Consider the following 21764-nt stretch of genomic DNA (forward strand, 5'->3'; position numbering starts at 1 on the left):
TCTGTTTACGGTTGACAACCTTCTGACTCAGGCTTCGCGTTTACCATCCACCAAGCGGCTCACACCCTCTGGATTGGCATCTTGCAGGGCATCCGGAAGCAGCGCTTCCGGCAGTGCCTGGTAGCAAACAGGGCGCAGGAAGCGATGGATCGCCGCGCTGCCCACCGAGGTCGTACGGCTATCCGATGTTGCCGGGTAAGGGCCACCGTGAACCATGGCGTGGCACACCTCGACACCGGTCGGCCAGCCGTTGGCCAGGATACGGCCCGCCTTGCGCTCCAGGGTCGGCAGCAGTGCTTTGGCCGCGTCCACATCGCCATCATCCATTTGCAGGGTGATGGTCAACTGACCCTCAAGTTCGGCAGCCACGCGCATCATTTCAGCCTGATCGGTGCACTCAACAACCAGCGAGCTGGCACCAAATACCTCGGCCTGCAGGGTCTCATCGGTCAGGAAGTCGGCAGCAGAGGCAACGAACAAGCCCGCGCAGCACTGGTTAGCGCCTTCACCAACCTGACCACGCGCCACTTCGCGTACCTTGGCATGCGAGGAGAGGGCGTTAACACCCTGCTCATAGGCCTGATGAATGCCCGGGGAGAGCATGGTCTGGCTGATACTCGCTTTAACGCCGTCGCCAGCGGCGTCGATAAAGGCGTCCAGCGCCTTGCCTTTAACAGCAATCACAAGCCCTGGATTGGTACAGAACTGGCCGGCCCCCATGTTGAGAGACCCGACAAAGCCTTCGGCGATCTTCTCGCCACGCGCTTCCAGGGCCTCCGGCAACAGGAACACGGGGTTGATGCTGCTCATCTCGGCGTAGACCGGGATCGGCTGCGGGCGCGCCTGGGCCGTGGCCATCAGCGCCGTGCCGCCACTGCGCGAGCCGGTGAAGCCAACGGCCTGGATGCGCGGGTCGTTGACCAGCGCCTGGCCGATCTCTTTACCCGAGCCGAACAGCAGCGAGAAGACACCATCAGGCAGGTTGCACTTGGCCAAGGCGCGCTGAACGGCGCGGCCCACCAGTTCGGACGTACCAGGGTGGGCGGAGTGGCCCTTGACCACGACCGGGCAGCCAGCGGCAAGCGCTGAAGCGGTATCACCACCGGCCACAGAGAACGCCAGCGGGAAATTGGAGGCGCCGAAAACGGCGACCGGGCCAAGACCGATATGGCGCTGGCGAAGGTCAGTCCGCGGCATGGGCGAACGGTCTGGCAGTGCCGGGTCAATGCGCACGTCGAGCCACTCACCGGCACGTACGACGGAAGCGAACAAACGCAGCTGACCGCAGGTACGGCCACGCTCGCCTTCCAGGCGTGGGCGAGGCAGGCCGGTCTCGGCCATAGCACGCTCGATGAGCTCATCGCCAATACCCTCGATTTCGGAGGCAATGGTTTCGAGGAAGGTGGCGCGTGCTTCAAGGCCGGTCTCGCGGTAGCTGGCGAAGGCGGTTTCGGCGAGTTCGCAGGCACTTTCAACTTCTGCCTTGCTACCTCCCACGTAGGTCGGCTCCATCGTCTCGCCGGTGGCCGGGTTCACCGCATGGATGTCGGCCTGGCTGCCGCTAACGGCTTGCTGACCGATCAGCATTTCACCACGGATCGTCATAGATTCCTCCTTAGCTTAGTTTATCGGGCGCTTTGGATGCCCGATGGTGCTACGTTTGGTCCCGATACTGGGCATACATGTTCTTGGCTCGATCAAGATGCTTGAACATCATGTCGCGGGCTTTTTGTGCGTCACGCGACAAAATCGCTTCGATGATCTCGTCATGCTCGGCCTGAACACGCTCCAGGTAACGGTCGGATGATTTAGGGTCGATTTCGATACTGAGCAGCTTGGCCCTGGGAATGACACTCTTGCTCCACTGCTCGTAGAAAGATGCAAAGAAGGGGTTCTTGGTCGCCTTTGCAATCGCAAAGTGAAAAAGGTAATCCTCTTGCCGCGCCAGCCGTTTCTCGGCATGAGCCTTGATGAAGGCGTTATGCTGGGCCCTCAGGAGCTCTCGGTCGGCATCGTCATGGCGCAGCGCCGCCAGCTCCGCCGCGGCAGGCTCCAGGGTTAACCTCAGTTCGAGCAGGTGCAGAATATCGGCAACGGTCGTGGGGTTGATATGCTGCGCGGGTCTTGGCTCCTCTGCCTTGGCTCGCAGCACTGTGGTGCCCACTCCCCGGCGCGTCTCTACCAGCCCCAGGGACTTCAGGTGGGTAATGGCCTCTCGCACAACGGTTCGGCTGACGCCGAACGAGTCGCACAAGCTGTTTTCGGTGGGCAACTTATTGCCCACCGCCACTGTGCCCTGCACGATCAAGGCCTCCAACTGCGTAGCAACATGCTTGGAGAGACTGCCCTGCTTCGCGACTTTGCTTACGTTGAGGGGAGCTTGAACCGATGTCATTTCGCTTTCCTTGACCATAAACGTCTTCGCCCAAAGTATGATGATATACATCATATCAGAGCGTTGCTGCTCTTACCTCACAAGCGCAGGACGCTTGGGATCGAACTCCCATCCTGGAATCAAGAACTGCATGGCCATGGCGTCATTGCGCTGAGTCACGTCGAGGCTCTTGTAAAGCGCATGTGCCTCTTTCAGCTTCTCTTCATCCAGCTCGACGCCGAGGCCTGGGGTTTTAGGCACGGTCAGCTTGCCATCACGGATCTGGAACGGCTCTTTGGTGATACGTTGGCCATCCTGCCAGATCCAGTGGGTATCGATGGCGGTGATCTCGCCAGGGCAAGCGGCCGCTACGTGGGTCATCATCGCCAGGGAAATGTCGAAGTGGTTGTTGCTATGCGAGCCCCAGGTCATGCCCCACTCGTTGCACAGCTCGCCGACCATCACAGCGCCCTGCATGGTCCAGAAATGGCAGTCCGCCAGCGGAATATCGACGGAATTAAGCTGCACGGCATACTGCAATTGCTTGAAATCGGTCGCGATCATGTTGGTTGCTGTAGGCAGACCGGTGCGCTTTTTGAATTCGGCCATGGTCTCGCGACCGGAGTAACTCTCTTCCTGACCACAGGGATCTTCAGCATAGCTTAGCAGGTGCTTGATCGGATCGAGCACGCGTACCGCTTCGTCGAGCTTCCAGGCGCCGTTGGGGTCGAGGGTCAAACGGGCTTCCGGGAAAGCTTCATGGAGTGCGCGGATGCAGTCGGCCTCTTCCTCGCCGCGCAGTACGCCACCCTTGAGCTTGAAGTCCTTGAAGCCGTAGCGATCATAGGCAGCCTTTGCCAGGTTAGCGACCGCATCTGGGGTGAGCGCCTCTTTGTAGCGCACCTCGTCCCAGGTATCTTTGGGATTCTCGGCCTTGGGGTACGGCAGGTCCGTCTTTTCAGGGTCACCCAGCAGAAAGAGATACCCAAGCGCTTCGACTTCGTCGCGCTGGCGCCCGTACTGCCCCAGCAAATCTGCCACCGGCATACCCAGCGCCTGACCGAACAGGTCGAACAATGCCGATTCAATAGCGGTAATAACGTGAACCGCAACGCGTAGATCGAAGGTCTGGCGGCCACGCTCTTCACGTCCATTTTGGGCCAGGATCTGGCGCGCCTGGTTCAGCGTCTGCTTGACGTTGTTGACTTGCGAGCCTTCAACAAGGGAGCGGCACTGCTCCAACCCCTTGATGATACCGTCGCTGGACGGGATTTCCCCGACCCCTTTATTGCCAGCGTCATCTTCTAGAATCAGCACGCAGCGGATGAACCAGGGGGCATGGCCGCCGCTCAGGTTGAGCAAAAAACCATCGTAGCCAGCCACCGGCACAACACGCATTTTTTTAATCGTCGGAAACATTTAAATTTGCCTCTTTATAGTATCGGCTCTGTCGAGATGTGTTTCTGCTGTTAAGTCACTGGTGCGGGATTGAATAGCACCAGGTCGTTGTAAAGGCCGAGCTTATCGGCGGCAACGCGCCGACGGCCGCTGGCCACGTCGAGAATGAGTTGGAAAAGCTCCCATCCCATCTCCTCGATGGATGACTCGCCCGTGGCGATGCGTCCGGCATCGAGGTCGATCAGATCATGCCAGCGACGCGCCAGGGTAGAGTTGCTCGAGACCTTGATCACCGGGGTCATCGGCAGGTTGTAGGGTGTCCCGCGTCCGGTGGTAAAGACCTGCAGGTTCATGCCCGCTGCTGCCTGCAAGGTACCGCAGATAAAGTCGCTGGCAGGGGTGGCGGCGAAGGTCAGTCCGCGTTTTCGCAGACGCTCTCCAGGCCCAATAACGTCAATGATGGGTGAGTTACCCGACTTGATCACCGACCCCAAGGCTTTTTCAACGATATTGCTCAATCCGCCTTTCTTGTTGCCAGGCGACGTATTGGCACTCCGATCGGTTTGACCCTGAGACAGGTAATCGTCATACCAAGCCATTTGATCGACTAGTGCTTTACCGACGGAAGAATCAATCGCGCGGGGCGTCAACAGGTGAATCGCATCGCGCACCTCGGTGACTTCAGAGAACATCACGCTACCACCGGCCCGGACGATCAAGTCGGTTGCAAACCCCACGGCCGGGTTAGCTGTCAGTCCAGAGAAGGCATCGCTACCACCGCATTGCATGCCGACCACAAGCTCGGACACCGGGCAAGTTTCCCGCTGCCGCTTATCGAGATGCTCAAGATGTCGCTCTGCCATGGCCATGATGCCTGCCACCATATCGTCAAAGCCCTCGAACGACTCGTCCTGCAGGCTCAACACATTGGCCTGGGGATCAGCAGCCTCAGTATTCTCGTAGATCCTCACTGGCTGATCATCCACCAGGGTAGAGGGCTGCAGTTTCTCGCACCCCAGCCCGATGACCATGACGTCGTCACCAAAGTTGGGATTCTGAGCCAGATGCTTGAGCGTGCGAATGGGCACTACGGCGGCCGGAGCGTTGATCGCCACGCCACAGCCATAGCTATGGTTAAGCCCTACCACCGCATCGACATTGGGAAACTTGGGCAATAACTCACGTTTTATGCGCTGCACCACGTGATCCACAATACCCGCCACACACTGCACGCTGGTGGTAATGCCGAGAACATTCTGTGTGCCGACACTACCGTTGGCATTACGGAACCCCTCAAAGGTGTAACCTTCCAATGGCTCCACTGGTGGCGCCGGACGTGTCGCCAGCGGCAGATCGTCCAACGCAGGCGGTGTAGGCATGAGTAGATTGGTCTCATTGACATGGCCACCACAAGGGATCGCCAGGGCGGCCGTTCCTATCACCTCACCGTAGCGAATCACGGCATCCCCCTCGGCCAGGGCCACCAGAGCTACTTTGTGGCCCTGAGGCACATGCGTCTGGAGTTCAATGCCGTCATCAAGACGCTCGCCAACTGCCAGCCCACCCTGTGCGACAGCGACGGCAACATTATCACTGGGATGAATGCGAATCACACGAGGTGACTGATTGTCCTGCGTCATGGTCGACCCTCCGGGATATGCAGTTGAATAGCTATCACTGGGAAGCTCCCTCGCGGCTGACCTTACGACGCTTGAGCCCCATTAAGATGGAAAAAATCACCGACGCGATGATCAAGATCCAGAGCACAACGGCGATTGGGCTCTTGGTGAAGAAGATGGAGAAAGTGCCAGCAGACTCAAGGCTCTTGACGAAATAGACTTCCGCCTGGCTGCCTAAAATAAAGCCAATAATCAAAGGTGCGACTTCGAGCCCGACCTTCTGAATGACGTAGCCCAGCACACCGAAGATCAAAAGGGTCCAGACATCGAACATGATGCCGTAATTGATCGCATAGGCACCGACCACGCACATCATCACAATGATCGGGAAGAGAAGGTGCTTAGGCACCATCACCACCTTGGCGATATGCTTGATGGCGTAGAACATCAGGAAGAACATCACGATGTTGGCGAAGATCAGCGCCGTCATCATCACATACCAGGTATCCACGTTCTCCGGGATGAACAGCGGCCCCACCTGGATGCCTTGAAGGGTGAAGGCTCCAATCAGCACAGCGGTGGTAGAGTCACCGGGGATCCCCAGGGAAAGCAGTGGAATAAGCGCACCGCCGGTCAAGGCATTATTGGCAGACTCCGAGGCAATCAAGCCCTGAGGCGCACCCTTGCCCATTTCAGAGGAGTCCTTCGACAGGTTCTTCTCCTGGGTGTAAGCCAGCACAGATGCCGCACTACCGCCCACCCCCGGCAGCATGCCGACGAAGGTACCTATAAATGAGGAGCGAACCAGGTTGGTCAAACGACCTTTGAAGATCGACATTGAGAAACCGCTGCTCCCTTTGCCGAGCTTCACGCCTTCACCGGTCAGGTCATTCTTAACGCCTTTTTCGGCCTCAAGCAGAATTGTTGAGATACCAAAGATACCGATCAATACAGGCAGCAAAGAGAAGCCTTCAAACAGGTAAGGCTCCAAGAAATCAAACATCAGCCGCGTTTTGCCGTTGCCGCCATCAGAGGTGCTATAGACGCCAACCAGGCTTAGCCAGATGCCGATCACGCCGCTGAAGATACCCACCAGCATGTTGCTGGAGAGTGAGGCAATCACGCTCAACGCAAGCAGAATGATCAGGAACTTCTCCACATAGGAGAATTTGATCGAGAAATCTGCCAGCACCGGCGCAAAAAAGAACAGCACGGCCGCACTGATAAGACCGCCGACCACTGAGGCGATGACGCTGACCCGAAGGGCCTTCTCGCCCTCACCTTTCTGGGCCATCGGGTAGCCATCGAAGGTGGTGGTGATAGACGAGGGGGTGCCGGGAATATTAATCAGAATCGCCGGCACCATACCGCCCGATATTCCCCCTACATACAGGCCAAGCAACAGCGCCAAGCCGTGGTTAAGGCCCAGGGCGTAGGTCAACGGGAGACACACGGCTACCGCCATAGTCGCCGTCATGCCGGGTATTGCGCCAAAAATAATGCCGACCAGGGCGCCCAAAGCAGCAAGAAGGAAAAACGTTAGATCAAGAAGTGACAAAAATTCCATGGGGGGCTCTCACTTCGGTCACGGCAGGGTGATTTTAAAAAGCTTGGCCAGGACGAACCAAGCCACGCTGGGCGCAACAATGGCGGTGATCACCGCAGTGGTCACCGCCTTTTTTGTCCACTCATGCATGTACATCAATGCCATGAGCAAGACGAAAACCATCGAGACGAACAGGAAACCGTAACCCGTATAGGGAAACATATTGCCCACGAACGCCATCAGATAGAAATACGCCACCATCAAGGCAAGAGTACCGAAGAAGCGGAAGCTATCCATGGACTCACCGATAATCGGCAAGGTGCGCTCGCCGCGCTTTACAGCGGCCAAAAAAGGAATTGTCTTTGTCACTAACACGGCAAGGAACAGCAGCGCCAACACCCAATGAATAATCATCGGGAAGAACAAATGGGACGTCTCGAAATCGATCGAGATGCTAAGCAGACTTGACAGACCTGATTCCATAACAGCTCCGATATAGGCAGCAGGCTATCCTGGCCTATCGTGGTTCTATAGTGCTTTATGTCTGATGGCGATAGCACCGACACTCATGTGCCGGTGCCTGAATCGCTTACTTGATGTTTTCGATAATGCCTTCGTAGCGTGCCATCTTGTCTTGCAGGTACTCAGACGCTTCATCAGAAGGCTTGAAGTTAGGAATGAAGAATGCGTTCTTTTGTGTTTCTTGAATCTCGCCTTCCTCGTAGATTTCTGCTAAAGCTTCATCGATCTGCTCAACGATGGCGGGATCCATATCCTTGTTATAAAGGAAGAAGAACTCTTTATCGAAGGTGAAGTTTTCGTCATCACCCATCGTGACATTGACGTTAGGCTCAACGTATTCCAGTAGCTGTTCACGAGTGGTTTGACCCAGGCCCTCTTCTGGCGCCTGTTCAATCGTCTGTTCGCGGGCTGTCAACCAGACAAATCGCATGGCCTTTTGATCATCTTCGGGCAAGCGCGTGTATTGCTCGTTAGCCTGCACTGTACCGTTAATCACGTCAGCTTGGTCATCGAAAAGCTGCTGATTCTTGTCTGACTGGGATCCGGTATTGACCGCCACCAGGTTGTCTTCCTGACCAGGATGCTCAATCGCAATGGCATTTTTTAATGCACTAAAACCGATTTCCGAGACACCGCCAGGCTGGATTGCGACGCGTACCGTCTCTCCTTCACCTACCGCCGCAATAATGTCGTTAAGGGTTTCGTACGGAGAGTCTTTGGGCACCAAGTAGGCATTGCCTGGGTTAATAGCCACTGTCGGGCCCACGGTATATTTTTCAAAAATATTGTCGTAGCCCTCCACACCATACAAGTAACCCAAGTAGGACTGGTCATGGAAAATCATCAGCGTATTACCGCGGGAATCGCGATCCAATGTCCGGAAAGCGGAATTCGCGCCAACCGCATCAACCTTCATGTTCAGGTCCAGTTTTTCGGATAATGCATCCGCGACAATGCTGGAGTTCTGATAGGTATCACCACCGGTCGACGTAGAGCCGATGACCACCCGAACATTGCCACGCAAAGGGCCATCCTGAGCCAAGGCAACACCCGAACCAACGGTCATTGATGCCATCAAGGCGGCCGAACCCAGTCCAGCTAGCGCTTTCTTAGATACCAACATGCTTCACCTCATTCGGTCATTGTAAATTTGTTATGGTCTTGCGGTTTGAGAAGGAATTTACTTGGCGTTATCGATTAGTTGCTTAAGCTGCCGACATTCGTCAGCGGTAGGCATCGTTAAAGGCGCGCGAACCTTTCCAGCCGGGCGGCCAATAATATCGGCACCAGCTTTGATCAGGCTCACGGCATACCCGGCTTTTTGATCCCGCAAATCGATAAACGGAATAAAAAACTCTTGGGTAATTTGCTTAACGACACGGCTGTCCCCTGCGCGGAGGGCTCGATAGAAAGCCACCGCCATATCGGGAACAAAATTGAAAACGGCCGAGGAATAGGTATTAACACCGATGGAAAGATACGCTTCGGCGAAAATCTCGGCGGTAGGCACGCCACCGATATAGGTCAGGCGGTCGCCCACGGTCTTGACGATCTTGTTCAGCGCTTGAATATCGCCTTTGCCGTCCTTCAGGCCAATCAGGTTCGGGCAGGCATCCGCCAGCGCCTGAACAGACGTCGCATTGAGAATGCCGTTACCGCGGTTGTAGTAGATAACGTTAATTGCCGTTGAGTCACAAATTTGCCGGGCGTAATCGACCAGACCGTCTTGCGGGCACTCGGTCAGGTAGGGCGGCATCAGCAAAATGCCATCGGCGCCGGCCTCTTCCGCGGCACTGGCAAAGGCTTTACCTGTCGCCACGCTCAAACCGGCGCTGGCAATCACGGGAAGCTTGCCGTCAATGACCTCAACCGCCACCTGAACGATACGGCGGTACTCTTCCAGCGATAGGTTGAAAAACTCACCGGTGCCGCCCGCCACAAACACGGCGGAAATATCATGGCTAATAAACCAGGCTAGCCGCTCACGGTAGCTGGCTTCATCAAACTGGCCGTTGTCATCGAAGTCAGTTATCGGGAACGAGAGCAGGCCATCACCGATCGCTTGTATTACGTCTTGTTTGGAAAACTTCACGCCACCATCCTCATGCTTCCCTCGTTGAAGTGTGCCAACACCCATTCGCGAGGCTCTAAATCGTGACAACCGTCTAGTTGTCATACATCGTACAAATGAGAATTTAAGCCTCATGATCCAATCAGGCAAGGCACATGGCACAAAATACAACCAAAGTTGAAGGCTGATCGCTTACGCTTCGGGTACCCCACTTAAGCCTATCGCACAGATAAACATCTGAATTGATAGTGACTTAGTGAGAAAAGACGAGGTTGTATAGCGGGATAAGAGAACTTGCTCACAACGCCGGGCGGAGGCAGCGGTGTGGGTCAGTTGGGTGACCAAGGCCCAAAAAAGAAAGCCGCTCCAGGGGAGCGGCAAAAGACCGTGACTAGCAATGAGAGGGAGAAACCATGACAGTCAACTGGCAATGATTGCCAACTCTGTCGTGGTCTGTGGCGTCTCATCAAACGCCACAATCACAATGTAATAGTTCTCATTTACACCGTCAAGTAAAATGCGAATGCTTTTTATTTAAAATCACAGAAAACCCTTTATCAATGATTCGGCAGCATAACGTCGGTTCGGTTATACCAGCCGATGCAATGTGCCATTTCCACTTTCAAAGGCATCAATATTCTCGAGCGTCGTCTCTGCAATATTGGTGAGCGCTTCGTCGGTAAAAAACGCCTGATGACCGGTAATCAGCACGTTATGGAAGGTCGTAAGTCGCATAAACTGATCGTCATCGATCACGCCCTGGGACAAGTCTTCGAAGAACAGCTGCTCTTCTTCTTCGTAGACATCCAACCCCAAGCGGCCAATTTTGCCGCTTTTTAACCCGGCGATCACCGCTTGAGTATCAACCACGCGTCCTCGCCCTGTGTTTATCAGCATAACCCCGGGCTTCATTTGGTCTATCGCTTTTTCATTGATCAGGTGATCAGTGTCAGGCGTCAACGGGCAGTGCAGTGAGATAATATCGGCATGCGCAAAGAGTATTTCCCGAGGGACATACTCCACAAACGCTTTGGCGTCTGGGTTTGGAAAAGGATCGCTGGCCAGAATACGGCAGCCAAAGCCATGCATGATATCGGCAAAGATCAACCCAATATTGCCAGTTCCGATCACGCCTACGGTCTTGCCATGCAGGTCAAACCCCAACAAGCCGTCCAGGGAAAAGTTACCCTCGCGCACTCGATTGTAGGCACGGTAAGTCATTCGATTAAGACTTAGCACCAGGGCTACCGCGTGCTCCGCGACTGCATGGGGTGAATAGGCGGGCACACGTACGACGGTCATGCCCAATTGTTCGGCGGTCGCTAAGTCGACATGATTGAACCCCGCCGAGCGCAACGCCACCAGCCGTGTTCCGCTGTCGTGAAGAAGGTGTAGAACGGTGGAATCCAGATGGTCGTTCACAAACACGCAGACCCCTTCATAGCCTCTCGCCAGCATCGCCGTATCAGCGTTTAGACGCACGTCAAAAAAACTCAGCTCGTGATGCTTGTCCTCATTGGCAAGGGTCAGAAAGGTTTGGTCATAAGGCTTGGCGCTAAACACAGCGATGCGCATGGCGGTTGCTCCTGTCGAGGTTTCAAGGTCAGCATAGGCAAAGCGCCTATTATCTGCCCGAACAGCGCAGGGCGTTGTTGGCAAGGATCAAGAAAGTGGTTATTAGAAAAAAGAAAGCCGCTCCAGAGGAGCGGCAAAAGACCGTGACTAGCAATGAGAGGGAGAAACCATGACAGGAAAGTGGTAATGATTGCCAAATCTGTCGTGGTCTGTGGCGTCTCATCAAACGCCACAATCACAATGTAATAGTTCTCATTTACCTCGTCAACACAAATACGAATATTTTTTATTTGCTTTTTCATCCGCTCGCCAATTGAAGCCAAACCGGTAGCGTCAGCATCGCCAGTAGCGTCTGACCGGTGATGATCGCAGCCATCAATTCGGCATCGCCACCCAGCTGGCGAGCCAGAATATACGCTGACGTCGCCGTGGGCAGTGCGGCAAACAACAGCGCGACGTCGCGACTCACCGTATCCAGGCCAACCAGCCACGCAAGCCCCAGCACTAACGCAGGCATCAGCAACAGCTTGACGCTGTTCGTCGCCAGCACGCCACGATCAACGCGCAGCAGCGCTGCCGGGCGCAATGCCACCCCCACAGCAACCAGCCCAAGCGGCAAGGCAGCACGGCCTAGTAGATCGACGGTATCGTGGCTCCAGCCCGGCAGCCCTATGCCGGAAAGATTCAACACAATACCCAGCAAGCACGCCAGAATCAGGGGGTTCTTGATCAGTGCCATGATGCTTTTGCCAATGCTGGCGTTGCCGAGCGTGCCGGCGGCAACAAAGCTGGCCACGCACATGATATTGACCACTGGCACCATCAGCGCCACCGCCACGGCGGCGGTGGTGGCGCCGGCGCTGCCGTGCAGGGCCGCCGCCCCGGCAACGCCTACATAGGTATTGAAACGCACCGCGCCCTGAAACACCGAGGTAAATGCCGCCGGCGTCAGCTTCAATCTTGCGCGCAGCCGCCAGAGCAGCAGCCCAAACGCGGCCATCGCGCCGAGCAGCACCAGCGCCAGGCGGGTCACCGGCACCTGGCTGACATCCGCTGTTGCCAGCGTCGCCACCAGCATGGCCGGGAAAAGCACAAAGTAGATCAGCCTCTCCATGTGCGGCCAGAACGTATCGCTGGGCCAGCGTTTGACGCCCAGCGCAGCGCCCAGCAAGATCAATAGAAACAGGGGGCCGAGGGCACCGCTAATGCTTGCCATTGGACTTCCTTATCCTTTTGTTGGCCCACGCCGTGACAGGTGCGGGTTTACTGTTACTATGAACATAGCTACCCAGTCGTCAATAGGGTCGAGTTCATCGCCTGCAGGGAGATACCATGGCCTATCCGAAACTATGGCTTGGTGTCGGCGCTGCCGCCGCACTGGTTGTGGCGAGTGGTGCCGTGTTCTACAAGGCCACGCTGACGCCGCAAAGCGACATGCCGCCTGGCGGTGAGATTGAACTGCCGTCCACCCGAGGCGACTTTTCGCTGTCCCAGCTTGCTGATGACCAGATTGCGCTGCTGTCGTTCGGCTATACCTATTGCCCTGACGTATGCCCTATGACGCAGTCGGTCAAGCGCCAGGCGCTGGCTGAGCTTTCAGCCTCGCAACGTGAAAAAGTGGTGCCTGTCATGGTCACCGTCGACCCCCAGCGCGATACCCTGAAACGGCTCGAAGAGTACCTGGCGTTTTTCGGCGAGGACTTTATCGGGGCCAGCGGCAACCAGGCCGAACTGAATGACGTGATGTCCCGTTACGGAGTCATTACGCGGCGCGTTGAGGCGCCCGACTCCGCCATCGAGTACACCATTGACCATAGCTCATCACTCTACCTGGTCGACCGCGACGGCGATATCTTGCAACGTGTACTGTATTCGCCAACGCCTCAAGGGCTTACGGCTGCCCTATCGCATGAACTGGGTCGTTAATCCTGCCCAGGCGTTGCTTGCAGCCGTTCCAGCATGGCCACTAGTGCCTGGACCTGCACGCCTTCACGGGTATCGTGCATCGGGGCTAACTGTGAGGAACGCTCCGCATAACCCCACCAGTCCCAGCAGCCTTGAGGGTTCATCATGCTGCTCTCCGCCTGGGGATAAAGCACGACCTGCTGATGCAACACTGCCCAGTCATTGAGCCCGCTGTGGCGTACAAATGCATCGCCAATCGCGTCTTCATTCATCTGACAGCCGTGAAGTGCCACCGTGACCTGACATCCGCCCTGTTCGCAAACTTCGGGTATAAAAACAAAGCCGCTATCGGCCAGCCCGGCCACGGCGAAGTCGGACTGATCAAAGGCGCTTAAGTGACCCTGGCCCTCATCGTTCCTTCCGCGCTCGGGGTACAGAAAGCGCATCATGGTGCCAGCGACATCGTCATCGCAGGCAAGCAGGTAGCTGCCACCCCCCTGCTGACAGTCGCCCAAGGCTCGTGGAGGCGGCAACTCATCGTCCAGCCTGACCGGCCAGCCATGGCCGGTGTCTTCACGCCGAACGACGCGCAGCTGATCGGCACCGGACAGCCAGCGCTCCCATTGGGCTGCCAATAAATCGCCCAAATCAGGATCCACGACATCGTCATCCTCGCCGTGCCACAAAAACACCCTTAATTGACTGAGCGTTTCCCGTGGCCCCACCTGACCTGCCGCCTCGTAGCGGCGACGGCGATTTTCAAGCCTGTCGAGGGATGGCTCGCCGCCCGATGTCGTCATGCAGGTACTCAGCGCCCGGCTTAACGAGCCTTCCGCACATCCCCAAGGGCCCGCCGCCAATACGCCCACTGCACTGAAGCGCTCAGGAAAGGCCACGGCCAACTGCGTGGCCATGTACCCACCGGATGAAATACCCACGACGCTGACAGCCCTCTTGTCAGCGCCTAGCGCGGCTAACGGCTCGGGCGCTGCCTGAACAACCGTCGCTCCCTCCAAGCCACCGATAAACAGCAACCCACTGATCCAACAGCGCGGAGATAGACACGACGGCAATGGCATCACCTATTCAACGTCCAACAGTTCTACACGGAAGGTGAGCACCTCGTTGGGACCAATCGGGCCCTGGCCACTTTCACCGTAGGCTAGGTCGGAAGGGATATACAGCATCCAGCTGTCGCCCACACTCATTGCTTGAAGGGCTTCTTGCCAACCTTCGATTACCTGATTGACCTGGAAGCTGACCGACTCGCCGCGTTCATAGGAACTATCAAAGACCGTGCCATCCAGCAGCATGCCTTCGTAATTCACCTCGACGGTGTCTTCGGGGCCAGGCGACTCGCCCTCGCCTGACTCAAGCACTTCGTACTGGAGGCCTGACTCGGTGACGGTCACCTCATCGCGCTCGGCGTTTTCGGCGAGGAAGGCTTCACCGGCTTCACGGTTCGCTTCACTGGCTTGCGCCGCTTCCTCCTGGCGGGCCGCCATGGATTGCTCCTGAAAAGCCATCAATGCTTCGCTCATTTGCGCTTCATCAAGCGCCAGATCATTACCTTCAAACACATCGCGTATGCCGTCGGTAAAGGTGTCGATATCCAGATCTTCGACATCGGCCTGCATGCTTTCACCCAGCGTAACGCCCAGGCTATAGGCCAAACGCTCTTCTTCTGTTTCCGGCGCCGCAGCGGCCAAGGGAGCCACCAGTAGTAAGCCAACCAGGGCCGTTGAGGAAATCGCTACGTTCATAGAACACCTTTTTTGCGTGGTGCGAAGCACCGTGATGAGGGTAATGGATGCGTATTGAAAGGACACTTAAAAGAGTAACACCCGCCGCCCCAGGCTGCATCTGCCGAGGCGGCGGGTGTTATTACCCGGCGATATCTCCGGGGAAGAGCGTTACACCACCATCGTGGGGCAGTGAGCTGAGCCTGCCACTCGCTGGGAAACACTGCCCAACAACAGGTTTTTATCGCCGTTGGTGCCTTGGGCACCGATAACGATCAAGTCACACTCACGTTTGCGGGCAAAGCGAACGATGGTTCGCGATGGTCGACCTCCCTTGACGAAGGCCCGCACGCTCCCGCTATCAGCCCCCATCTCTATCGCATGGGACTTGGCGTGTACCGCGATTTCCGTGGCGTACTCCTTCAACGCATCGTCAGGAATGTCCAGCTTGCTGGGCCGCACCATGGAAAGCGATGCCTCAAGCAGGCTGTGGTGCTTGAACACACATAGCAAGTACAGCTCTGCGCCGGTCAGCATGTGCAGGCCTACGGCTTTCTCAAGCGCCTTGAGGGCGCCCTTGGAGCCATCCACCGGCACTAATATGCGGTTGAACATTGGCGTTCTCCTTGTGACGACTTAGCGAAACGCTATATCGCGCAGGAACAGGGCAATTTGCGGGAACATGATCAGGAGCACGGCCGCCAGAATCAACATAAAGATAAACGGCGGGGTGCCCTTGATCACATCCCAATACGGGCGCTTGAAGATCGCAATGGCGGTAAAGATATCGCACCCAAAGGGCGGCGTCGCCGAGCCGATGGCCACCTGCAGGGTAATCAAAATCCCGACCAAAACAGGATCCAGCCCGGTGGAGGCAATTGCTGGCGCAAAGATGGGTGTCAGTACCAGGATCACCACAATCGGGTCGACAAACATGCATGCCACGAAGAACGCGATACAAATGGCAATCAGCACGCCGGTGGGGCCTGCTTCATTGACGCCCACTGCCTCCAGAATCGCCTGGGGAATCTGCGCAAACGAGATGATCCACGAAAAGCTGTTACCCACGGCCACCAGAATAAACACCACGGCGGTAATCAAGCCCGTCGATTTGGCAATGGCGTAAATATCATTCACTTTCAGCGAACGGAATACCAGAAACTCGAGGAAGACGGCATACAGCACACAGGCCGCAGCAGCTTCAGTGGGGCTGAAAATACCGCCATAAATACCGCCAACGATAATGACCGGGAAACCCAGCGGCCAAAGCGCCATGCGCACGGCCCTACCGCGCTCTCCCCAGGTCGACTTTGGCTCGGTAGGGACGTTTTTCACCGTCGCATAAATCATGCTGTAGGCAGCGAACATCATCAGAATCATCAAGCCAGGTCCGATCCCGGCAATAAACAGCTCACCAATAGACGTACCTGAAATGACCCCGTAGATAATCATGCCGATACTCGGCGGAATCAAAAAGGCAATATCACTGGAGTTGATAATCAACGCCAGAGTGAACGAATCCGAATACCCCGCTTTCAACATACGCGGCCGCAACGGCGAACCAACGGCCACCACCGTGGCCTGCGTCGATCCCGACACTGCCCCGAACAGCGTACACGAAGCGGCCGTGCTGACGGCCAGGCCGCCTTTCACATGGCCGATAAACGACATGACCATGTCGATCAGCCGACTGGCTGACTGGCCCCGGGTCATGATATCGGCGGCCAGAATAAACATCGGTACCGCGATCAGCGATGCGGGACGTATCCCCGCCATCATCTGCTGAATCAGGGTTTCCATCTGCCCCAGCCCGTTGAACATCATGTAAAAGCCAATGGCCGAGGCGGTGATCAACGGGATCATCATCGGAAAGCCCAGCAACAGCAGGGCAATCATCGTAGTGACCATTATTGTCGTCATAGCGGTTCCCCTAGGCAGCGTTGCCCTGCGTTAGACTTCCGTTTCGGTATCTTTATAACCATCCACCACCCCGGTGGAGAGGTACACATCCCGGGAGGTCATGTTCTTAATTGCCGTTAGCAGGTATTGAATGCCGGTAATCAAAAAGCCCATCGGTACCCAGAGATAAATGATCCAGATGGGTAGCCCCAAGGATGGCAGCACGCGCCCTTTGCTATACAAATCGATGATGTAAAACACCGAGTAGTAAAGCAAAAAGAACATGACCATCGAGGTAAACAAGGCAATGACGATCATCAGTAATTTGCGACCTCCAGTGGGGAGGGCATCGTAGATGGCCGACATGCGAATATGCCGACCGTGCCGGGCGGCGTAGCCAATACCGGCAAACGTAATCATGATAATCAGGATACGGTTAATCTCACCTGTAAACATGATGCTGTGGCCGAACACAAAGCGTGTAACCACGTTAGTGACCGTATTCAGAGCCATGAGCAAAACACCCATCGCCAAAATGACGGCTTCTAATTTGCTGATAGCTGTATCAATCACCCCTAAAAAACCGGGCAAGCCAGAGCGGTAGCTTTTCTCAGACTCTTCTTCGGTCATGGCCGGACTCCTTTTATCACGCAGCCTTGCGCTAGCGATTTCACCTTTCCACACCGATCTAAATGCCGGAAATTGTTGTGCCATCCACGGCTAACATAATTAGCCTAGCGGTAACCCAACGTTACTGGTTCAACGCTGGATGAACGAATTACTTTCCAACAAGCGAATTGATATTGCTATTGATCATATGAGAAAGGGGCAGCCGCTGGCCGCCCCTTTGGTCCTTCCGTTGCAGCACCTTGTATGGCGAGGGCTGCTTATTCTTCGTCGCTGGAGACTTCTTCCAAGTCTTCCTTGAACTGATTGAGCAACTCTTCACCGCGCTCACCGGTCATTTCCAGAAATGCTTCCTCAACCTGAGGCGCACGTTCACGGAAGGCCTGAATCTGCTCTTCATTCAAACGCGTGACGGTGACTTCGTCAGAGGCTTCCTGAATTTTGGCAAGCGATTCTTCGGCTAAGCCCTGGATATGCTCGATGGTATGATCATAAGCCACTTCAGAGGCTTCCTGGACCAGTTGCTGATCTTCTTCGGAAAGACCTTCGTAGAAGTCCTGGTTGGCCATCATCGCAGTGGTAAACCAGCCGTGACCGGTAAAGGTCAGGTGCGGAGACACTTCATACAGACCGCCGGACTCGATCCAGAAAATCGGGTTTTCTTGACCGTCGATAACGCCGGTCTGTAGGCCACCATAGACTTCACCCCAAGGCAACGGCGTTGGCGTAGCCCCGAACGCGTCGTAGGTTTCCGACAACAGCGGGTTGGTCATGGTACGGATTTTCTTGTTATCCAGCCCCTCGGGAGAGGTGAACGGCTCGTTGGTCGTCACGACCATCTCACCTTCCGGATACATTTGCAGTAGCTCTAAGCCTTGCTCAGCATAAAGCTCTGGGAACATCTCGTTGATGGCTTCGCTCTCGTCGAAGAACTCAAGTACGGTTTCTTCGTCGGTGGGAAGCAGGTAGGGAATGAAAAAGATTTGTGCTTCAGGGATGAGCGAGCCGGTGAAACCAGGCGACTGGTTGACGAACTGGAGAATACCGTTCTGGGTCTGCTCCATGATGTCATCGGACTCGCCCAGCTCGCCAAAGCGATAGACCTGGACGGTATGATCGGAATTGTCTTCGATGTGCTCTTTGAACGCATAGGCGAAAACGTCCTGAACATCACCTTCATATTCTTCGTGCGCGTAACGCCAGTTGTCTGCCTGAGCGACGCCCGACATACCAACCAACAGTGCACTGACGCTCGCCGTCGTTACTAACTTGCTTGCCTTCATGCGGTGTTCCCCTTGCAGTGGTAAGCGCGCTGTACGAGTGCGCAGGAATCTGCTTTGATCGGCGCGTCTCACAACGCGCAGTGTTGTGGCCACTGTGCAATCGCTGAATGGCGCTGCACATCTCAGAGGCCGAATAACAGTTAGTTATTCAAAAGCAGCTAATTTTCAGGCTAGCGCGCCCGCCGTAAGGGGTCAAGTTGCTGACCTAGCACGCTAAAGGCGTGTTGAAGGGCCTGTCGTGTTTTTGACCCACAACCTTCCATTTTCGCATCTTGTGGCAATAAAACGTTTTCTTGCAGCCATCTTCCCGTATCTTGCGAGCTAACTGGCACATTTCTCAGGCGTGCAGTGGGCTGCTCGTTGTCCAATGCCCACGTTTGCCAACGTTGAAGGTTTTCACGCTCGGCGAGCAGCTCTGCCTGTTTGATCCGCTCACGCAGGGCGGTAACGGTCTCACTTGAGGCATCGTGATGCTTTAAATCGCGCCTTAGCCCGCGCAGCACTTCTGTCACCCCAGTCTGCCAATCACGGCGCGCCTGGCGCAGCGCTTCAAGCGACTCTGGTAACGCCTCGAGTCCATGCACATACAGCCAGCCATGAAACAACAGCTCGCAGACATCCACGCCTGCGTCGTCCTGTAGCGTCAGGCACGCCTGCTCGACGCCGGGGCGACTATAAAAGGTTAGCGCGAAATCCCACAGCGGTGTCTGCTGAAGCGCCGCGAATCGGGTAGAATCAAGCGCACTAGAATCTGGCATTGTATGACCCACCTTATTCGGGAGAACGCATGATCGCACTGCGCCAAGTCGCCCTGCAACGCGGCACGCAAACGTTACTCGACAACGCCGACCTCACCCTACCCGACGGGGTGAAAGCGGGGATTATCGGGGCTAACGGTGCAGGCAAATCGAGCCTCTTTAAACTACTCCTGGGCGAACTCGGCCCGGACCAGGGCGACGTCGAACTGAGCGGTGGACAGCGTATCGCTCACATGGCTCAGGAGGTCGATGCGCTGGACCGGCCGATTATCGAGTATGTACTGGATGGCGACATCGCCCTTCGCCAGGCCGAAACGGACCTACAGGCCGCCAGGGATGCAGGGCATGCCCACCGGGAGGCTGAACTGCACGGCTTGATTGAAACCCTCGACGGTTATCGCGCCGAATCCCGCGCAGCACAGCTGCTGGTCGGGCTCGGCTTTTTTCAGGCGGACCTCGATCGACCGCTTTCGGCGTTTTCCGGGGGCTGGCGGATGCGCGTCAACCTGGCCCGCACGCTGTTCATGCCCTCCGACCTGCTACTGCTCGATGAGCCCACCAACCACCTGGACCTTGATGCGTTGCTGTGGCTGGAGCAATGGCTCACCCGCTATCCCGGCACATTGCTGTTGATTTCCCACGACCGCGATTTTCTTGATGCCGTCTGCGATCACATTGTGCATATGCATCACCAAACGATGGAACTTTACCGCGGCAACTATTCACTTTTTGAGCGCACCCGCGCCGAAAAGCTTGCCCTCCAGCGGGCAGAAGCCGCCAAGCAGCAGGCACGACGCGAGGAAATCGAGCGCTTTATCGCGCGTTTCCGTGCCCAGGCCACCAAGGCCAAGCAGGCCCAAAGCCGCGTCAAGATGCTGGAGCGCATGGAAGATATTGCCGTCGCCCATGTCGATTCGCCCTTTCATTTCACCCTGCCCGCCTCGGATAAAACCTCTCACCCGCTACTGGTGCTCGACCAGGCCACGCTGGGTTATCGCGGCGATGCGGGCGATATCGTCCAGCTAGACAAGGTCAATGTTACCCTCCTGCCGGGTAGTCGGATCGGTCTGCTAGGCCCCAACGGGGCGGGTAAATCAACGCTGATCAAATCACTCACTGGCGAGCTCGAATTGCTGAATGGCAAGCGGGTGCCCGGCGAGCACTTGGCGATTGGTTACTTTGCCCAGCATCAGTTGGAAGGGCTCGACGTGACCACCACCCCATTCGTGCATGTACAGCGGCTATCGCCCACCGTCAGCGACCAGGAAATCCGCAACTTCCTGGGTGGGTTCGGCTTTAAAGGCGACGACGCCTTTGGTCAGGTAGTCACCTTTTCAGGCGGCGAGAAGGCGCGTTTGGCGCTGGCCCTGGTGGCGTGGCAAAAACCCAACCTGCTGCTGCTGGATGAGCCCACCAACCACCTGGACCTGGAAATGCGTGAGGCACTGACCCAGGCGCTGGCCAGCTTCGAAGGCACCGTCATCCTGGTATCCCACGACCGTCACCTGCTGCGCGCCACGGTGGATGAGTTCTGGCGGGTCGCCGACCATCGCGTCGAGCCTTTTGATGGCGACCTGGACGACTACCGAGCGTGGCTGAAAGCACGCCTTGAAGAAAGCCGCCGCGACAGCCGCAGCGAGAAAAACGAACGCCAGGCCCAACAGCCCAGCGGTGATCGCAAGGCGGCTCGCAAAGCAGCCGCTGAATTACGTGAGAAGTTGCGTCCACTGAAAAAGCAGCGTGACCAAGCGGAAAAAGCGATGGAGAAAACCCAGCAGTCACTGGAAAAGGTCGAGGAAATACTGGCCGACCCTGAGCTTTACACCGACAACGCTCGAAAAGCTGAATTGACCGATGCCCTGGCCCGCCAAGCTGATATCAAGGCGCGCTTGAACGACGCCGAAGCCGAGTGGCTGGCCGCCGAGGAGGCACTGGAAGCCATGGAAGCTGAGTTAGTGGCCAGCGAGAACGCCTGAAGACCCGCTCAGCTCTCCAGCAAGAAGGTCACCGGCCCGTCGTTCACCAGCGAAACCTGCATATTGCCGCCAAACTCGCCGGTAGCGACGTTCTGCCAGGCGGATTGCGCCTGGGCCACCAGATAGTTAAACAGCTGCTCGCCTTCATCGGGGGGCGCGGCACTGGAAAAACTGGGCCGCAGGCCTTTATGGGTATCAGCGGCCAGAGTGAACTGTGACACCAGTAGCAGGCCGCCCTCGGCCTGTTGCACATTCAGATTCATCTTGCCATTGGCATCGCTGAACACACGGTAGTTCAGCAACTTGTGCAACAGCTTGTCGGCATCCGCCTGGCTATCGCCCTTTTCAATGCCCACCAGCGCCAACAGCCCGTGGTCAATGGCGCCCACGGTATCACCCTCGATATCAACGCTTGCCCGAGTTACCCGCTGAATCAATGCTTTCACGCTATGCCTCGCTCGCAAAAGCG

At 56.3% G+C, this 21764-nt stretch carries 21 protein-coding genes; 2 read left to right on the forward strand and 19 right to left on the reverse strand.

What is annotated here, in order from left to right; all coding sequences use genetic code 11:
• Positions 1 to 27 precede the first annotated feature (27 nt).
• From IT895_RS18025 to IT895_RS18075, 11 genes are all read right to left on the reverse strand, one after another.
• Positions 28 to 1605 carry an aldehyde dehydrogenase (NADP(+)) gene (locus IT895_RS18025; protein WP_199284250.1) on the reverse strand — a complete coding sequence of 526 codons (1578 nt, stop codon included), beginning with the start codon at positions 1603 to 1605 and terminating at the stop codon, positions 28 to 30.
• Positions 1606 to 1654: 49 nt separating this feature from the next.
• Positions 1655 to 2395, reverse strand: a complete 741-nt coding sequence (locus tag IT895_RS18030) for a FadR/GntR family transcriptional regulator (protein ID WP_233337301.1) — start codon at positions 2393 to 2395, stop codon at positions 1655 to 1657.
• A gap of 72 nt (positions 2396 to 2467) precedes the next feature.
• Positions 2468 to 3793 carry an enolase C-terminal domain-like protein gene (locus IT895_RS18035; RefSeq protein WP_199284251.1) on the reverse strand — a complete coding sequence of 442 codons (1326 nt, stop codon included), beginning with the start codon at positions 3791 to 3793 and terminating at the stop codon, positions 2468 to 2470.
• A 50-nt stretch (positions 3794 to 3843) separates the two neighbouring features.
• A complete protein-coding gene (garD, locus tag IT895_RS18040; RefSeq protein ID WP_199284252.1) occupies positions 3844 to 5412 on the reverse strand; it encodes a galactarate dehydratase in 1569 nt (522 codons plus the stop codon).
• A gap of 34 nt (positions 5413 to 5446) precedes the next feature.
• Positions 5447 to 6958, reverse strand: coding sequence for a tripartite tricarboxylate transporter permease (locus IT895_RS18045; protein WP_085920474.1), 1512 nt, complete (start codon positions 6956 to 6958; stop codon positions 5447 to 5449).
• An 18-nt stretch (positions 6959 to 6976) separates the two neighbouring features.
• The gene (locus IT895_RS18050; RefSeq protein ID WP_199284253.1) at positions 6977 to 7420 is read right to left on the reverse strand and encodes a tripartite tricarboxylate transporter TctB family protein; all 444 of its coding nucleotides are present in this window, start codon (positions 7418 to 7420) and stop codon (positions 6977 to 6979) included.
• A 106-nt stretch (positions 7421 to 7526) separates the two neighbouring features.
• Positions 7527 to 8582 carry an ABC transporter substrate-binding protein gene (locus IT895_RS18055; protein WP_199284254.1) on the reverse strand — a complete coding sequence of 352 codons (1056 nt, stop codon included), beginning with the start codon at positions 8580 to 8582 and terminating at the stop codon, positions 7527 to 7529.
• A gap of 57 nt (positions 8583 to 8639) precedes the next feature.
• Positions 8640 to 9551: a 5-dehydro-4-deoxyglucarate dehydratase gene (gene kdgD, locus IT895_RS18060; RefSeq protein WP_199284255.1), complete on the reverse strand. Its 912-nt coding sequence runs from the start codon at positions 9549 to 9551 to the stop codon at positions 8640 to 8642.
• A gap of 567 nt (positions 9552 to 10118) precedes the next feature.
• Positions 10119 to 11105, reverse strand: a complete 987-nt coding sequence (locus IT895_RS18065) for a 2-hydroxyacid dehydrogenase (protein ID WP_199284256.1) — start codon at positions 11103 to 11105, stop codon at positions 10119 to 10121.
• On the reverse strand, positions 11057 to 11407 hold the full coding sequence (locus IT895_RS18070) for a hypothetical protein (RefSeq protein WP_199284257.1): 351 nt from the start codon (positions 11405 to 11407) through the stop codon (positions 11057 to 11059). The genes IT895_RS18065 and IT895_RS18070 overlap by 49 nt, the downstream gene beginning before the upstream one ends.
• On the reverse strand, positions 11404 to 12321 hold the full coding sequence (locus IT895_RS18075; RefSeq protein ID WP_199284258.1) for an AEC family transporter: 918 nt from the start codon (positions 12319 to 12321) through the stop codon (positions 11404 to 11406). Before IT895_RS18075 ends, IT895_RS18070 begins: the two co-directional genes overlap by 4 nt.
• 116 nt (positions 12322 to 12437) lie before the next feature.
• On the opposite strand from IT895_RS18075, the gene IT895_RS18080 reads away from it, so the two are divergent.
• A complete protein-coding gene (locus IT895_RS18080) occupies positions 12438 to 13031 on the forward strand; it encodes an SCO family protein (protein ID WP_085918096.1) in 594 nt (197 codons plus the stop codon).
• Here the strand turns inward: IT895_RS18080 and IT895_RS18085 are convergent.
• From IT895_RS18085 to IT895_RS18115, 7 genes are all read right to left on the reverse strand, one after another.
• A complete protein-coding gene (locus IT895_RS18085) occupies positions 13028 to 14089 on the reverse strand; it encodes an alpha/beta fold hydrolase (protein ID WP_199284259.1) in 1062 nt (353 codons plus the stop codon). The two genes, IT895_RS18080 and IT895_RS18085, sit on opposite strands and share 4 nt — an antisense overlap.
• A 3-nt stretch (positions 14090 to 14092) precedes the next feature.
• Positions 14093 to 14773 carry an FKBP-type peptidyl-prolyl cis-trans isomerase gene (locus IT895_RS18090; protein WP_085918094.1) on the reverse strand — a complete coding sequence of 227 codons (681 nt, stop codon included), beginning with the start codon at positions 14771 to 14773 and terminating at the stop codon, positions 14093 to 14095.
• Positions 14774 to 14923: 150 nt separating this feature from the next.
• Positions 14924 to 15367, reverse strand: coding sequence for a universal stress protein (locus IT895_RS18095; RefSeq protein ID WP_066316329.1), 444 nt, complete (start codon positions 15365 to 15367; stop codon positions 14924 to 14926).
• A 21-nt stretch (positions 15368 to 15388) separates the two neighbouring features.
• Positions 15389 to 16672 (reverse strand): TRAP transporter large permease, encoded by a 1284-nt coding sequence (locus IT895_RS18100; RefSeq protein ID WP_085918093.1) that lies wholly within the window; start codon positions 16670 to 16672, stop codon positions 15389 to 15391.
• 30 nt (positions 16673 to 16702) lie between these two features.
• Positions 16703 to 17281, reverse strand: coding sequence for a TRAP transporter small permease (locus IT895_RS18105; RefSeq protein ID WP_085918092.1), 579 nt, complete (start codon positions 17279 to 17281; stop codon positions 16703 to 16705).
• A gap of 257 nt (positions 17282 to 17538) precedes the next feature.
• Positions 17539 to 18561: a TRAP transporter substrate-binding protein gene (locus IT895_RS18110; protein ID WP_085918091.1), complete on the reverse strand. Its 1023-nt coding sequence runs from the start codon at positions 18559 to 18561 to the stop codon at positions 17539 to 17541.
• 170 nt (positions 18562 to 18731) lie between these two features.
• Entirely contained in the window at positions 18732 to 19319 is a 588-nt protein-coding gene (locus tag IT895_RS18115; RefSeq protein WP_085918090.1) for a TIGR02444 family protein, read from the reverse strand.
• 29 nt (positions 19320 to 19348) lie between these two features.
• On the opposite strand from IT895_RS18115, the gene IT895_RS18120 reads away from it, so the two are divergent.
• Positions 19349 to 21295 (forward strand): ABC-F family ATP-binding cassette domain-containing protein, encoded by a 1947-nt coding sequence (locus IT895_RS18120; RefSeq protein WP_199284260.1) that lies wholly within the window; start codon positions 19349 to 19351, stop codon positions 21293 to 21295.
• Positions 21296 to 21303: 8 nt separating this feature from the next.
• On the opposite strand, the gene dtd is transcribed toward IT895_RS18120, so the two are convergent.
• Positions 21304 to 21741, reverse strand: coding sequence for a D-aminoacyl-tRNA deacylase (gene dtd, locus IT895_RS18125; protein ID WP_199284261.1), 438 nt, complete (start codon positions 21739 to 21741; stop codon positions 21304 to 21306).
• Between the last annotated feature and the right edge of the window lie 23 nt (positions 21742 to 21764).

It is taken from the genome of Halomonas sp. A40-4, assembly GCF_015767635.1.
Taxonomy (GTDB): Bacteria; Pseudomonadota; Gammaproteobacteria; order Pseudomonadales; family Halomonadaceae; genus Vreelandella; species Vreelandella janggokensis.